15 protein-coding genes are annotated in these 15019 nt (G+C 47.3%); 11 read left to right on the top strand and 4 right to left on the bottom strand.

The features are described 5' to 3' along the window. Positions 1-55 precede the first annotated feature (55 nt). Positions 56-604 carry a TlpA family protein disulfide reductase gene (locus MH144_RS08875; RefSeq protein ID WP_239299128.1) on the top strand — a complete coding sequence of 183 codons (549 nt, stop codon included), beginning with the start codon at positions 56-58 and terminating at the stop codon, positions 602-604. Positions 605-705: 101 nt separating this feature from the next. On the opposite strand, the gene cimA is transcribed toward MH144_RS08875, so the two are convergent. Further along, positions 706-2325: a citramalate synthase gene (gene cimA / locus MH144_RS08870; RefSeq protein ID WP_239299126.1), complete on the bottom strand. Its 1620-nt coding sequence runs from the start codon at positions 2323-2325 to the stop codon at positions 706-708. 526 nt (positions 2326-2851) lie between these two features. Between cimA and MH144_RS08865 the strand changes: the two genes are divergently transcribed. The 3 genes from MH144_RS08865 (at position 2852) to MH144_RS08855 (ending at position 6177) form a co-directional block, all read left to right on the top strand. Next, the gene (locus MH144_RS08865) at positions 2852-4153 is read left to right on the top strand and encodes a DNA polymerase IV (RefSeq protein ID WP_239299125.1); all 1302 of its coding nucleotides are present in this window, start codon (positions 2852-2854) and stop codon (positions 4151-4153) included. Positions 4154-4271: 118 nt separating this feature from the next. Further along, on the top strand, positions 4272-4514 hold the full coding sequence (locus tag MH144_RS08860) for a ferredoxin (protein WP_062322102.1): 243 nt from the start codon (positions 4272-4274) through the stop codon (positions 4512-4514). Positions 4515-4746: 232 nt separating this feature from the next. After that, positions 4747-6177: a L,D-transpeptidase family protein gene (locus MH144_RS08855; protein WP_239299124.1), complete on the top strand. Its 1431-nt coding sequence runs from the start codon at positions 4747-4749 to the stop codon at positions 6175-6177. A gap of 78 nt (positions 6178-6255) precedes the next feature. Here the strand turns inward: MH144_RS08855 and MH144_RS08850 are convergent, their stop codons facing one another. Next, on the bottom strand, positions 6256-6393 hold the full coding sequence (locus MH144_RS08850) for a hypothetical protein (RefSeq protein WP_164764163.1): 138 nt from the start codon (positions 6391-6393) through the stop codon (positions 6256-6258). 270 nt (positions 6394-6663) lie between these two features. Here MH144_RS08850 and MH144_RS08845 point away from each other — a divergent pair, with 270 nt between their 5' ends. The 3 genes from MH144_RS08845 to MH144_RS08835 all read left to right on the top strand — a co-directional run bounded on the left by MH144_RS08845 (position 6664) and on the right by MH144_RS08835 (position 9199). Beyond that, entirely contained in the window at positions 6664-7761 is a 1098-nt protein-coding gene (locus MH144_RS08845) for a quinone-dependent dihydroorotate dehydrogenase (protein WP_239299307.1), read from the top strand. 141 nt (positions 7762-7902) lie between these two features. Further along, positions 7903-8718 (top strand): GTP diphosphokinase, encoded by an 816-nt coding sequence (gene yjbM, locus MH144_RS08840; protein ID WP_095358843.1) that lies wholly within the window; start codon positions 7903-7905, stop codon positions 8716-8718. Beyond that, positions 8705-9199, top strand: a complete 495-nt coding sequence (locus MH144_RS08835) for a DUF309 domain-containing protein (protein ID WP_239299123.1) — start codon at positions 8705-8707, stop codon at positions 9197-9199. Before yjbM ends, MH144_RS08835 begins: the two co-directional genes overlap by 14 nt. Before the next feature lie 187 nt (positions 9200-9386). Here MH144_RS08835 and MH144_RS08830 read toward each other — a convergent pair whose 3' ends face one another. Beyond that, a complete protein-coding gene (locus tag MH144_RS08830) occupies positions 9387-9932 on the bottom strand; it encodes a thioredoxin family protein (RefSeq protein ID WP_095287999.1) in 546 nt (181 codons plus the stop codon). Between the two features lie 217 nt (positions 9933-10149). Between MH144_RS08830 and MH144_RS08825 the strand changes: the two genes are divergently transcribed. Then, positions 10150-11805, top strand: a complete 1656-nt coding sequence (locus MH144_RS08825) for an RsmB/NOP family class I SAM-dependent RNA methyltransferase (RefSeq protein WP_239299122.1) — start codon at positions 10150-10152, stop codon at positions 11803-11805. Next, on the top strand, positions 11802-12548 hold the full coding sequence (locus MH144_RS08820; protein ID WP_239299121.1) for a pseudouridine synthase: 747 nt from the start codon (positions 11802-11804) through the stop codon (positions 12546-12548). Before MH144_RS08825 ends, MH144_RS08820 begins: the two co-directional genes overlap by 4 nt. Here the strand turns inward: MH144_RS08820 and MH144_RS08815 are convergent. Continuing rightward, positions 12513-12764: a hypothetical protein gene (locus MH144_RS08815; RefSeq protein ID WP_239299120.1), complete on the bottom strand. Its 252-nt coding sequence runs from the start codon at positions 12762-12764 to the stop codon at positions 12513-12515. The genes MH144_RS08820 and MH144_RS08815 overlap by 36 nt on opposite strands. 269 nt (positions 12765-13033) lie before the next feature. On the opposite strand from MH144_RS08815, the gene MH144_RS08810 reads away from it, so the two are divergent. Both MH144_RS08810 and MH144_RS08805 read left to right on the top strand, forming a co-directional pair. Next, positions 13034-13837 (top strand): Cof-type HAD-IIB family hydrolase, encoded by an 804-nt coding sequence (locus tag MH144_RS08810; RefSeq protein WP_239299119.1) that lies wholly within the window; start codon positions 13034-13036, stop codon positions 13835-13837. Between the two features lie 101 nt (positions 13838-13938). Next, entirely contained in the window at positions 13939-14997 is a 1059-nt protein-coding gene (locus tag MH144_RS08805; protein WP_239299117.1) for a hypothetical protein, read from the top strand. Positions 14998-15019: the final 22 nt, after the last annotated feature.

Raw genomic sequence — 15019 nt, 5'->3', positions numbered from 1 at the left:
AGTGATGGTAATAATGTTAAACCGAGATGCTGATTCTACAAGAAGGTGGCTAGCCATGAAAAGAAATATATACATACTACTTGGTGTTGTGTTGCTGATTGGGATTGCACTGGCTCAAAATGCGGATAATGGAATCGCTGCGGTGTTTAAACAAGAAGAGCCACTTCCAACAGAAACGGGACCAAGAGCGGGATTACTGGCCCCAGGGTTTTCTCTCAAAGGCATGGATGGGAAAACATATACCGCAGGAGGATCAAAGGAAAAGGCTGTATTTGTCAGCTTCTGGGCTTCCTGGTGTGAACCTTGCAAGGAGGAAGCGCCGGCGCTTAATGCCCTGGCGGCTAAATATCAAGATAAAATGGATATGTATGGAGTCAATGTAACTCCTTACGATAAGCTAAAAGATGCTAAAGCTTTTGTGCAGGAATACAAACTGATGTTCCCTATTTTGCTTGATGAAGATGGGGAAGCCTATGCCAAGTATAATGGTGTCGCTTTTCCTACAAATGTGCTGATTGACAAGAATGGAGTGATCCAGGAAGTCATACTCGGCATTTTGCCTGAGAAAGAATTGGAGCGTAAAATTAAGAAGGTTATCAACTAGTGAACCAAATAAACCAAATAAACCAAATAAACCAAATAAAAAGCGCTTGTCCCCAGTGATTTTGGAGACAGGCGCTTCTTTTATTTTCCGGGAAATAAGCGTTAATGGTTGCTTAATCCATGCATGGCTGTGTGGACAACATTCGGCTCGTCCTGTAACTTTTCCTGAAGCAGGGCATAACGGAAACTGTGAACAAGAGCTTCCCAGCTCGCTTCAATGACGTTTTCGGAAACGCCGACCGTATTCCATGTATTCTCTGTATTTTTGGATTCAATTAATACACGTACTTTTGCTGCTGTGGCATCCTTCTCATCAAGTACACGAACTTTATAGTCAGAGAGATGCATGTTAGCAAGCGAAGGGAAGTACTGGACAAGCGCTTTTCGAAGAGCGTTATCAAGAGCATTCACCGGACCGTTACCTTCCGCAGCGGTATATACGCTTGTTCCAGCGACATTGAGCTTAACGAATGCTTCGGAGACAACGGATTTGTCGGCTGCTTTTTCCACAAGCATTTTGAAAGATTCAAATGTGAATAGTTCCTTCATTTCTCCGTTTGCTTCGCGAATGAGCAGCTCAAGGGAAGCATCCGCACCTTCAAACTGATAACCTTGATGCTCCAAATCTTTGATTTTTTCAATGATCTGGCGTGAATTAGTGCTGCTTGGATCGAACTCCAGTCCAAGTTCCTGTGCTTTGGAGACGATGTTACTCTGTCCAGCCAACTCGGAAACGAGTACACGCTGTTTGTTCCCAACAAGTTCAGGCACGATATGTTCGTAAGTACGGGAATCGCGCAGGATGGCAGAGACGTGAATGCCGCCTTTATGTGCGAAGGCTGCATTACCGACATAAGGTTGGTTGATCGGCATGTTCACATTGGCTATCTCACTAACATAGCGTGCTACGTTTGTGAGCTGTCTCATCGAGTCCTCGGACACGCATTCATATCCAAGTTTGAGCTGAAGGTTCGGAATAATGGAAGCGAGATTGGCATTGCCACAACGTTCTCCGTAACCGTTCATCGTGCCTTGAACCTGTCTGGCACCGGCTTGTACTGCGCTAAGTGTATTAGCGACAGCCAGTTCACAGTCATTATGTGTATGAATTCCGAGATGAGCATGATGGAGACTTCCAGAGAGTCTGGATACAATCTCGTATACTTCATGCGGCATGGTTCCGCCGTTGGTATCACACATCACGAGCCAGTCTGCACCAGCTTCATGAGCTTTCGTTAACACAGCTTGAGCATACTCCGGATTATGCTTGAATCCGTCGAAGAAGTGCTCGGCATCGAAAATAACTTCCATTCCATTTTGCTTCAAATAAGCAATGGAATCATAGATCATGGATAGATTCTCTTCCAAGGTGGTTTGCAAGGCAGTATGGACGTGGAAATCCCACGATTTACCGACCAATGTTGCTGCTTGTGCACCGGATTCGATCATCCGTTTCAAATTGGCGTCTTCGCTGGCGATGCTTCCTTTGCGACGTGTGCTGCCAAAAGCAACGACCTTGGCATTGAGATTTAATTCTTTTACTCTTTTGAAAAACTCAATGTCCTTGGTGTTGCTGCCCGGAATTCCGCCTTCAATATAATGAGCACCCAGGTCGTCGAGTTTTTTGGCAATTTTAAGTTTGTCATCTGCCGATAAACTGACACCCTCCCCTTGTGTGCCGTCACGTAAAGTCGTATCGAAGATGGAAATGGCCTTTGACATGAAGATCCTCCTTTGAGATAAAGCGCTTTTTTTAAAGTTGAATTTTGTGTTAAGGAAGCGTGCGAAAAGTTTGCATATGAATCCTTCGGTTCTGCAACGCTACACTGTATTAAACTCTATGCGTTGATTTGTCCGAAAGTCGCGAATTTGTATAATTAATTATTATAGCACCATTATGGCCAAATGCTACACAGAAATCGCAGTTTCGTGTAACAAATTTTTGTTTCTCGATGATCGGATAAGTGATTGATATCAAAATGTATGTTATATTGAAATTTGACGTGTAAATGGAATATATGGAAAAGAGGAGGAGTGTAAATGGATTTTGTGTGGGAAAATAATATTATTGCTTTAATTTCTCTAGTCCTTTTTGTGAGTGTAGGATGGTTAATTATTCGATCGATCATCCGATCTAATCGGAAATGAGAAAATAACAAACGCAACTGATTTTACATAACAAACTTGATATAATAGAGTGAATAATTTTTACGCTTCATTAATTAGAAGTAAGAAAGGGCGGAGGAACATGTCTGGGGATGGAACCCGTCACACCAATGTGGATCGATATTATCCTGCCGCCGGAAGAGTCATTTTGCATGTCGACATGAACGCATTTTATTGCTCGGTGCATGAGGCCGAAGAGCCGGAACTATACAGGGGTAAAGCAACAGCTGTTGCAGGCAGTAGTGAAGTGAGAAAAGGCGTTATAGTAACGTGCTCATATGCGGCTCGAAGAAAAGGTATATCCACCGGCATGGTCGTCCATCAGGCGATGAAAAAATGCCCGGAATTGATCGTCATTCGTCCTGATTTTCATTTATATCGCCAATATTCAAGAGCATTTATGAAAATCGCCTACAGTTATACACCGCTGCTGGAAGCAACCTCAATAGATGAATGTTACCTGGATATCACAGGTTCTAAACAGTTTGGCACACCCATGGAAATTGCGGAGAGCATCCAGCAACGAATACAGGAAGAACTCGGACTTCCGTGTTCCATTGGCATTGCACCCAACAAACTGCTGGCGAAGATGGCTTCCGATCTGAAGAAACCTAACGGCATTTCCATCTTGCGAATGAGGGATGTACCTCAGATTCTCTGGCACAGACCCTGCAATGAGTTGTTCGGGATTGGCAAAAAGACGGCTGAAAAACTGAAAAAGCTGGGTATCGAAACGATAGGACAGCTTGCAAAATCGGATGAGCGAATGCTGACGGATGTATTTGGGATTAACGGTACCTGGCTGAAGAATTCAGCCAATGGCATCAATCATTCTACCGTTCAGGCAGAGCGGGAGGCGAACAAATCCATTGGGCATACTACGACACTACCAGCGGACATTACCGAGATGGACGACGTACACCGGGTACTGCTTAACATTAGTGACCAAGTGGCCAGGCGTTTGCGCAAGCATGAGATGTTGAGTCAGGGGATTCAGATTACGATCCGAACACCCGATATGAAAACCATCACACGTTCACGGATGATGGAAGTTCCTACGGAAGATGCAACGATAATCTACCGGGAAGCCTGTGCTTTATTTGCCAAGCACTGGGGTGGTGGGAAGCCGGTACGTATGCTGGGAGTAACCCTTCAAAATTTGATTCCACGTGAGGAATCTGCTGTACAGCTGGATCTGTTTGAATACGAACAGAAGCCGAAAAAGGAGAACTTGATTCGCATTATGGACCAGCTGCGTGACAAATTTGGAGAGAATGCCGTTGTAACAGCGGGGATGCTTGGGGATGACCCTTCCGTTTTGCTCCGTAATCACAAGGTGAGAGGCACGTCTCTGCAAAAAGATAACTTGCAAAGTCTTGATTAAATAGGGCATAATATAGTCTTGATGTTATGAAAATAATTTGAAATTACTTTTACTTTGGTTTAATATGTTTTCTAGATAAAAACACTGTACGTTTTGAATTTTAGGAGGAGAGATTGTAATGAGTAAGTACACTTGGGTTGAAAAAGACACATGTATTGCATGTGGTGCTTGCGGAGCAACGGCACCTGACATCTATGACTATGATGATGAAGGTTTGGCAGAAGTGATTTTTGATGGCGATGCTAACCAAGGAATCAAGGCTATCCCGGATGACTTGTTCGATGATATGCAAGATGCTTGTGATGGTTGCCCAACGGATTCCATCAAAGTAGCGGATGAACCTTTCAACAAAGAAGGCTAATCATACACCATATAACCAGGAAGAAGCACATTCCTCTGTCTTTGGGCAGTGGGACGTGCTTTTTTTGATGTTTAGAAACTTATATTGGTGTGGGTTCTATAGTTAACGGTGTTGTGATATTTTGTCGAATGCTTTGCATTCCACCCGGGTACTCAAGTCCTATGGATTTCATTCCGTCCTATGCCGATATAATAGATAGTAACGGAAAAAGGGAAATCAAGCGGAGGATCGGATGCAGAATACTCACCTAAGAACATATGTTAAGAAACATCCTGATAATAAAATGGCCTGGTATTTGCTCGGTAAGGAGTATGTGCGCGAAGGTCAGGAAGGCAAGGCCAACTATTGTTTTCAGCAAGCGGGCGAAGTTTACGAAGCATTTGAACGGAGTAAGGCCCCTGCAGACATATGGGTGGATTATCAAAACAAGCTGGTGGAAATGGGGGAACAAAAGGAGAAGAAGCAGCGTATTCGCAAAATGTGGCTGACCCTGCTGATGCTGCTTGTGTTTGCTCTGGTACCGCCTGCAGATGCTCCAGGATTCAATCGTGATGCAGCTGAAGCGTTGGCATCGGCATTGGAAGCCGGGGATGATTTGGCGGATGGCCCCATCTCTGATGATCGTGAAGCTGCTTCAGCTCCTATCACCGATTCGAATGTTTTTACAGCTGCGAGATTCGGAGGGAATCATAAGGGAGAAACTGCGCTCGCTGCTGCATGGTCAGGTGCGGGCCCCAAGGTAGCGACCTCCGCTGTTTTGGGCATGCAGACTGCTGACGAATGGGCGTTATGGAAACGGAATATGCCGGTGAAATATATTGTGCAAACGAATAACAGCGGCAGATTAACAGCCCAAAGTTACGATGCCGACCAGTGCAACTGCGAACCGCCGGAAGTTTCAAAAGACATCAAGCAGCTTGCACAGGCGTGGACAGCCAAACAAGAATCAGCGGCATCGTTGTCCAGTGCAATCCATACATACTACAAGCAAAACAAAACCTGGCCCAAAAACGTAAATCAGCTTGCGCAGCCTTTTCCAAACAACATTTTGGGTGAGACAGCACCGGGGATGACAGACATGTTTCCGGCAATACTTGCCATGCAGCAACAGGGAGAGAAAGAGGGAGGTCAACAGGCGGGACAAGCCGGGCAATCACCTGCTCTGCAAGCGGATGGTCCTTTTGCAGACACGCTTGGAGGGGAACTCTTTTTACAGGATCAATTGGAGATCGTAGTCGATAAAAGCAACCATAGACTTGCGTTGATTAGCGGCAATACCATCATTCGCAATTATGAGGTCGGGCTAGGGGGAGGGCGAACACCAGAAGGTACTTTTGTCATTACGGACAAAGTCGTGAATCCCAATGGTCGCTCTGATGGAGAATTTGGAACAAGAGGCATGCAGCTGTCGGATACGAATTATGCCATCCACGGGACCAACGAGCCAGACAGTATTGGCCTGGATGAGTCCCTTGGATGTGTAAGAATGAGTACTGGGGATGTGGAGGAACTGTTTGCACTCGCACCTCAGGGCACCCCGGTACGCATTGGAACGAATCTGCTGCCAGAGACCATTCTTGTACCGGAAGCGAAGGATCGCTATCAGCATACGCTTGTTCCGAAACAAAACAATCCAAACAAGACGTATCATTGGCTGAACTAATCGGTTCCTATAACCTGTTAAGATGGTGTGTACTCCAGCTGAAACTTTATGTACAGGACTGGCAGTCGGTTTGAGCGTTTACATGTTGGCGATAATGATGAGTGCGCCGATAATAATGATCAATCCGATGACGCTGGCCGCTGTCCAAGCAATGGCTTTCCGATTGACTTCTTCTTTCTTTTGCTGCAAAGCAGGCGGTTTACGTTTGGGAGCCATGGGCTGTTCCTCCTTCGTTCATTGGTACTGGTATATCGTTGCCATGCTCCCATTGTAAAGAATTCATCACTCCATTTCCAGTATGCGGGATTATTTCTTCCATAAGTTTTAAAGTTGCTTGCAGACATGGGCAAAATAAGGATGTCTATGCGCAAACTACTTTCCTTTTGATGAAGAAACGGATAGACTTGTGTATAGAGTGTTTTTTTACATATGAAAAAGACGGGAAAGCATATTTACGGCGTACCGGACGAGAACGGAGTGAGTGATTTGTTATATAGAAGTCTTGCTAAACCCTTATTGTTCAAAATGGACCCTGAACAGGCCCATCATCTGATTATTGGCGGCCTTAGCGGCATGGGCAGTATTCGCCCGGTGCCTTCTGGATTGCGGGTGATGTATGGCGTACGTGAAACGGAAGATCTGGCTGTCGACATGTTCGGCTGCCATTTTCCCACTCCAGTTGGCCTCGCGGCAGGTCTGGACAAAAACGGACAGGCCGTAACGGGTTTCTCATCCATTGGATTCGGGTTCATGGAAGTCGGCACCGTAACACCGCTTCCACAGCCAGGCAATGACCAGCCGCGTCTGTTCCGTCTGCCTCCAGATGAAGCTTTGGTCAACCGGATGGGGTTCAACAACCTCGGAGCGGAAGCCATGGCAGGTGAATTGGCGCGTCTGAAGGAACGTCGTATTCCCGTTGCTGTCAACATCGGCAAAAACAAGGCTACACCTAACGAAGAAGCACACCTGGATTATGCAAAATGTATTCGGGCGCTCTATGGTTATGCGGATTTGTTCGTTGTGAATATCAGTTCACCAAATACACCTGATCTGCGTAACCTGCAACATGGGAACGAATTGAAGGAACTGCTTGCAGCAGTGATGAGTGAAATGGAAGCACAACGCACAAAAACAGGCGGATCGGTCAAATCGGTTCTGGTCAAAATCGCACCGGATGTCAACGACCAGGAGCTTGAATATATGGTCACTACGATCGCGGATAGCGGTGTTGCTGGTATCATTGCCACCAACACGACGGTTAGCCGAGACGGCCTGTCCCATCAGCATGCCAAGGAAACCGGTGGACTCAGCGGCAAACCGCTGCGGGATCGTTCCACGGAGGTAATTCGGCGCATCTATCGTCAAACTGAAGGGAAACTCCCGATTATCGGTTCCGGCGGTATTTTTACAAGCGAAGACGCCTACGAGAAAATTAAAGCCGGCGCAAGTCTGGTGGAAATATACACAGCTCTGATCTATGAAGGCCCTGAGGTGAATCGGCGTATCCATGCCGGATTGCGTGAGTTATTGCGCAAAGACGGCTATCGTCATATCTCCGAAGCTGTCGGTGCAGAGCACAGATAAGAACATGAAGGATAAGAAGTTCCCCCGGAGCGAAAATATAGAAGCTTGGAAGAGGGTATTGCGTACGGGACTCTTCCCCCCGCTGAACATCATGTATAATAGACTAGAACAGGGGACGCTATAGAGACAGGAGGCATAAGCATGGACGGTAGAGACTGGGGTACATTTTTACTTCCTTATGAACAAGCGGTAGAGGAATTAAAAGTCAAATTCAAGACAATGCGAGCGGAATTGAAGAAACGGGAAGAATACGCCCCGATTGAATTCGTTACCGGTCGTGTCAAAAAAATATCCAGCATTCTGGAGAAATCCAGACGTCTGAATGTGCCACTAGATCAGGTAGAGACGGGAATTGAGGATATTGCGGGAATTCGTATTATGTGTCAATTTGTGGATGATATTCGCAGAGTGGCGGAGTACATTCGCGGACGCAAGGATTTATCGGTATTAATTGAAAAGGATTATATTACGAACTTCAAAGAGAGCGGTTATCGTAGTTTCCATATGATTATTGAATATCCTGTTCAGACGGCTCTTGGACAGAAGAAAGTGCTGGCTGAGATCCAAATCCGAACGCTGGCCATGAACTTCTGGGCTACGATTGAGCACTCGCTGAGCTATAAATATCGGGAAAGTCTGCCGGATGATATGCGGGCAAGGTTGAAGAAAACGGCGGAAGCCGCGTTTGTATTGGATAATGAGATGTCAGCCATTCGGCTGCAGATCCTCGAAGCACAGAAGGAGTTTGAAGATGATTCAAACATCGTATCCAAGACACTGTCCATCATACATCAGTTGTATTTCTACCACCTTGTTAATGAGGCCATTGAGGCTCAGAAGCGCTTTAACGACTGCTGGGAGCGCCATGACATGGAAGCACTAAAAGACTTGTTGGACGATGTGAAGGCTCTTCTGAATTCGGCTAGGAAGGGCGAAAATCCCGATGAGCAGCTATGAGCCGCTGTATATTGATTATTTGATCTATTTTAACCGTGATCAGGACTACTTCGAATGCCACGAGGTGTTGGAAGAGTTATGGCTGGAACAGGATCGGGATCCTTTTTATAAAGGCTTGCTGCAGATTGCAGTGGGCTTATATCATTTCAGAAACAGCAATCTTCGTGGAGGCCGAATGATGTTACAGAGTTCGGTTGATCTGCTGGCGCAGTATCCTGAACGTACAAAAGGGATTGAACTTGGAGAATTGGTCGAGGAAGTGAAGGGACTGGTCAGCGGACTAACAGGTCCTGAGTCGCAGCATTTTCCATACAGGGATCTCACCATACGGATCTGGGATAGAACACTGACTGATGCAATTCAAGAACGATCTTCGGTACTGAAACCCAACATACCACAGCGTCGCAGCCCGACGCGGGGACGCATCTATGAAGAGAAAATGAAAGCAATGCAGCAGGCGAACAATTTCGACGGAAATTAGAATTAGTATAGATCGTATGATGCATATCGGATATAACATAAATCACCCCGGCTGAACCTTGAATAAGGTTTGACCGGGGTGATTTTTTAGTCTGCGTCTATTCGTTATGAAGCTCTAGTAATACGAAAGAGCCTGTCCACCTGCACATCTTAAAGTGAGATGTTAACTTGTAGTCAAGAAATACTTCTTAGCTTGCCGAAGCAGCAGAGCTGCCTTTGTACTTGTCAAAAAATTGTCTGTAGTCATCCAGCGTATAACCGTTGTCACTACCGTTCTCTTGAAGTCCGCCAACCATACGATCCTTCTCTACGCCATCTTGATAATAAACCAGCGTAGGTGTAAATTCGATATTATAATCTGTCCAGCCTGAATCGAACTCACGCAGATTGAATTGTGGCAGCTCAATACCTACTTCGTCTACCAGCGGCATCAACTGCGGTGTCGTTGCACGGCAATGTGAGCAGTCGGAGGCAAAGAAATAAACGAAAAAGCTTTCCTTGTTATCAATCTTGGATTTGAGATCATCCGGCAGAATAATCTGTTGATAGTTAGGATCATCGAGCAATTCGCGTGTAGCCGGATTAAGCTTGGAAGCTGCGATACCATAAGCATTCTCCACAGCGTCCATTTGTTTCTTGGATTGTTGGTTTACTACGACAAGTGCTGCAATCAGGACCACGAAAATACCCAGGAAAATCAGGATTGAGGCACTTTTCTTTTTCTTCGATTTCATTGGACATCCCCCATCGATCATATCAAAATATAGTTTTGGCAAAAATAGAGGTTGGGATAATATACATAAACACCCGTTTTTTGCACGAGAATCAACCTACTTGTCATTATACAACATTACACGCTGTAGTGGAATATGCAGCGAATCAATAGGAAAGCTGCACCGGGATATGATAACATAGAACAATATGCATTTTAACAGGACAGGATGAGTGAATATGGCTGTACAGCTACCTTCAATCTTCGCCGAGCGTATGAAAAATTTGCTCGGAGATGAGTTTGAACAATTTATGAAATCATATGAACAGTCTCCACATGCGGGACTTCGAGTGAATACGTTAAAAATATCCATGGAGCAATTTGGTGAATTGGCTCCTTTTGATTTGCGGCCCATTCCGTGGTGCGGGACGGGCTTTTATGTGCCCCATGGCGTGAAACCAGGTCTACATCCGTACTATCATGCAGGTCTATACTATATTCAGGAACCAAGCGCAATGGCTCCGGTTGAACTGCTTGGCGTTCAGCCAGGGGACCATGTACTCGATCTGTGTGCAGCACCTGGCGGCAAGTCTACCCAGATCGCAGCGAAGCTGCAGGGTAAGGGCGTGCTGGTGACCAATGATATCCATTCCGAACGGACCAAAGCACTTGCCAAAAATGTGGAGTTGTACGGTGTGCGAAACGCTGTTGTTCTGAATGAGTCGCCGGAGCGGATTGCTGGAGCATTTCCGCATTATTTTAATAAGGTACTAATTGATGCCCCTTGTTCAGGGGAGGGAATGTTCCGTAAAGATGAAGACATGGTGAAGTCATGGGAACATCATTCGGTGGAGAAGTGTGTGCTGATGCAGCGAGATATTCTGGAGACAGCTGCGAAGCTGCTCGCTCCGGGAGGGACGATCGTATATTCCACGTGTACGTTTGCGCCCGAGGAAAATGAAGCCATGATTGCCGAATTTCTGAATCTCAATCCAGACTTCACTGTTAATGATATTCCGGGAACAGCCGGGTTCGCTCCAGGAAGACCGGATTGGGTACGCCAGATGCTGCCTGAAACGGCAGAAAAGACGGGTACTGTACTGGATCAGACGCGTGGTACAGCTAGATTATGGCCTCACTTGTTGGAAGGAGAGGGGCATTATGTAGCTGTATTGCAGCATCGTGCTGAGATTTCTGCAGTGCAGGTCAGCAGCGTTGAGGATAAGGAGGAGACAGTATCCAAGACCACCGAAGATCAAGGGATTGCTGTAACTCAGCCGCTCAGCAAAGCAGATCGAAAACGCGAACGATTGATGAGAACCGAATCGAGAGAACGGAATGAAAGACCAGCTCGCGGCGGCAAAAATGAGGGGAAAGCAGGAAGGAATAACGAGCGTGATGCACGTAAGTCCAATCGTGGAAAAGGTCGAGGAACCGATCAGGTGAACATTGACCCTGGGACCGTGTATCAACAGTTTATTGAAGATCATCTGGACCTCGAACTCCTTGGGGAAACTGTATTTTACGGTGAACGTGTATATCAATCGTCTGTTGGCGCATCACGTCTGGAAGGGCTCAAAGTGATCCGGCCCGGATGGTTTATGGGTACCGTAAAGAACGGAAGGTTTGTCCCGTCTCATCCACTGGCTTGTGCGTTGAACAGTTCTGAGGCGAAAAGGGTTATAAACCTCGCTTCTGCGAATGGAGAAGCGGTGAGGTACCTGAAAGGCGAAACGCTGAATATCGAAGAAGCGCGCGTGGAATGTAAGGCTGGGGTAGCTGCCAAAGGTTACGCATTGGTATGCGTGGATGGCTATGCACTTGGTTGGGGGAAATGGCTGGATGGAGTGCTGAAAAATGAGTACCCGGCTGGCTGGAGGTGGACATCGGTATGAGTGACAAAGGAAAGAAAACACAGCGTCTCGACAAAATACTGAGCCATATGGGTGTAGGCACCCGGAGTGAACTCAAAAAAATGGTAAAGCAGGGCAGAATTCTTGTCGATGGCAAAGCTGTGAAAGATAGTGGCATGCAGGTAAATCCAGAGACAAATGTAATTGAAGCGGATGGAGAGCGTATCGTTTACCGTGAAACGATCTATTTGATGTTGCATAAACCTCCGGGTGTTGTGTCGGCAACGGAAGACGCCAGGGATAAAACGGTTCTGGATCTCCTGCGCAAAGAGGACCGGGTATTCGATCCGTTCCCGGTAGGGCGACTCGATAAAGATACAGAGGGATTGCTCATTCTGACGAATGACGGTCCGCTTGCGCATGATCTGTTATCTCCACGCAAGCATGTACCCAAAACATACGAAGCCCGCGTATTTGGGAAAGTGGACGACGAGGATGTTCAACGTTTCAAGGCTGGCATACAGCTAGATGATGGTTATGAAGCCATGCCAGCAGAGTTGACTGTGCTTCATCATGAGGAGACGGAGGAGGGAGTGATCTCTTCGATCTCTCTCATTATCCACGAGGGCAAATTCCATCAGGTAAAACGGATGTTCCAGGCTGTAGGCAAACGAGTGGTTTATTTGAAAAGGGTAGCCATGGGCGACCTACAGCTTGATACGGAGCTTCCGATCGGCAGATACCGCGAACTAACCGCAGACGAGCTGGCCTGTCTGCGTAAGTAAAGCTCCCGACCTTCGCGAAGCGGAGCAGGGAGCCGGGCAGAAGGCGAAGCCCTGCCCACCAGCCGCAGGCACCAGCTCCCGTCCTTCGCGAAGCGGAGCAGGGAGCCCCGGGCAGAAAGCGAAGCCCTGCCCACCAGCCGCAGGCGCAAGCTCCCGCCCTTCGCGAAGCGGAGCAGGGAGCCCCGGGCAGAGAGCGAAGCCCTGCCCACCAGCCACAGGCTCCCGTCCTTCGCGGAGCGGAGCAGGGAGCCCCGGGCAGAGGGCGAAGCCCTGCTCGAAATGGTCGCACTTGAGCTTGGCCTGGTTTGCGCGGTAAGCGGAGATACAGGCAGACAAGCGCTCCCACACCACCGTCACATAGCAAGAACCGACCAAACTCCGATCAACAGACGGGAGTCCAGAGGGCAGAGCCCTCTGGGGCCCTCCCTCGGAAGGGAGGGTTTGGGAGGGTGCGATTACTTAAACAGTTGAGGAGTGAAGACCCGATGACAATCAAATTAATTGCGCTCGACGTAGATGGCACACTGCTTAACGATCATCATGAGCTTACCGAATGGACCCAAGAGATCCTGATCCGTGCTTCCCGTCAGGGAGCCGAGATCGTTCTGTGTTCGGGGAGAGGCCCGGCCAACACCATTCCTTTTATGAAGCGAATAGGGCTTGACGGATATGTGATTACACATAACGGAGCCGTGACGGCCGAAGTGGAGAGCCGTGAAATTGTGCACAGATTTGCCATGGATGGTCAGGGCTTGGAGCCCTTTGTAACATACTGCCGTACAAACGGTGTGCATTTTGACATCAACACGGCATTTGGATTATATGTGGATCAACCGGAAGGATTGGAATTACAGGTTCGGGAGATGTACAACAACTTCATGATGGAGCCCTTAAAGCTCCCGCAGTGGGCAGATCTGACAGAACCACTTGCCAAATTCACCGCGTTTGGCCCAATAGAGCAGATGGACAAGGTTCAGCAGGAATGGAGAACTTGGAATCTGCCATACTACATGACTCGCAGTGGTGACTTTTTCATTGATCTGATGCACCCGGAAGCCTCCAAGGGAGCGGCGCTGAAGAGATTAGCCGAATCCAAAGGTATTGTGCCTTCCGAAATTTTGGCAATCGGCAACTACTACAATGATATTACGATGCTGACTTATGCGGGCAAAGGAATCGCAATGGACAACTCGCCGGATGAGGTGAAGGCTGCTGCGGACGAAGTGACACTCTCCAATAACGAGCAGGGTGTTGCACATGCCGTTCAAAAACACGTCTTAGCTTTCTAATGACAACCACATTTTTCATTTTCTAAGGCTCCTGCTTCATAATCTACTGGCCTCATGGGTAACCTATGAGAATACCATTAGAAATGGAGGAGGACAGGCACATGAAACAGAAAGTGGAGCTGATTCCGGATCTGCGTACATCAGGTGGTGAAGTGCTCGATGTAATGGTGAATGATCAATACGCGGGTTCACTTCTGCTGGTATATAGAGAAGGAGACCGTTTGTCTGGCAGTCTTCAGATGGAACGGGAATTGGTTTCAGCGGATGAGGAAAAGCACATCATTGATCAGGTTCATGCGTATATCCGATCACTTACGGATGCAGTGGAGGCAATCTATTATGAAGTGCTAGTCAGCTGTGGCACATTGCATTCCGTTCTGCAAAACCTGGAATTTGATCCTGAACGTCAGTCGGATGATATGTACTACGATGCTGATGAACACATGGAGGATGTGGATGATTCACGCGTAATTCCGGATACAACAGATGAAGCTTTTACATATGAAGATCGGGAACATGTGCTGGAGATGGAGCTTGTAACTGCCGGACGAAACATATCGACCTATGTGTTTAACGATGCTGACGGGACTGAGCTGGCAGAAGCTTCATTGAAACAATACGGGGCCGACATTCAAGGCGAGATACACTGGTATGACGTGCCTTTAGAGAGCCAGCTTGATGCTGCAGCCGAGCTGCTCGTAAGAGAACTCGACGAAGAAGTGATTGACACGATTACTCTTCGCATGTGGCATCAGGGTAATGAGCTGGAGTCCATGGAGTGGGTGCACCGCGACTTTGAGGATGACTCGGCAGAAGAGGAATTTACCGAATACGAGGACTGGGACCATTCTGAAGATGAGATGGACGAAGCAGAGGATTCCTGTTATGTCATGTTGGTGCGCAAGGACCGTGAATTCAGGGTTTATGAGCTATTTCTGCAGGAACGTGGCGGATTACCTGTGGGGACGGCAACCATTGATACTTCTCATGCCGACCTGACGGGCTATATGGATTATCAAGTGCCCGGAACCAGTGCACAGAGGAGGGACTTGGTTGAGGTGCTGCTTCAGGAACTGGACAAGGAACTTGAATTCGACACTTTGCACCTTACCATGCTGTATCGGAACCAGATTATTGACGAAGCGAAGATTGACGGGTAAGAGGCTTAGGCCTTTTACCTTT

The organism is Paenibacillus sp. ACRRY, assembly GCF_022346995.1.
Lineage (GTDB): Bacteria > Bacillota > Bacilli > Paenibacillales > Paenibacillaceae > Paenibacillus.
This window is presented reverse-complemented; position numbering and strand designations above follow the sequence as displayed.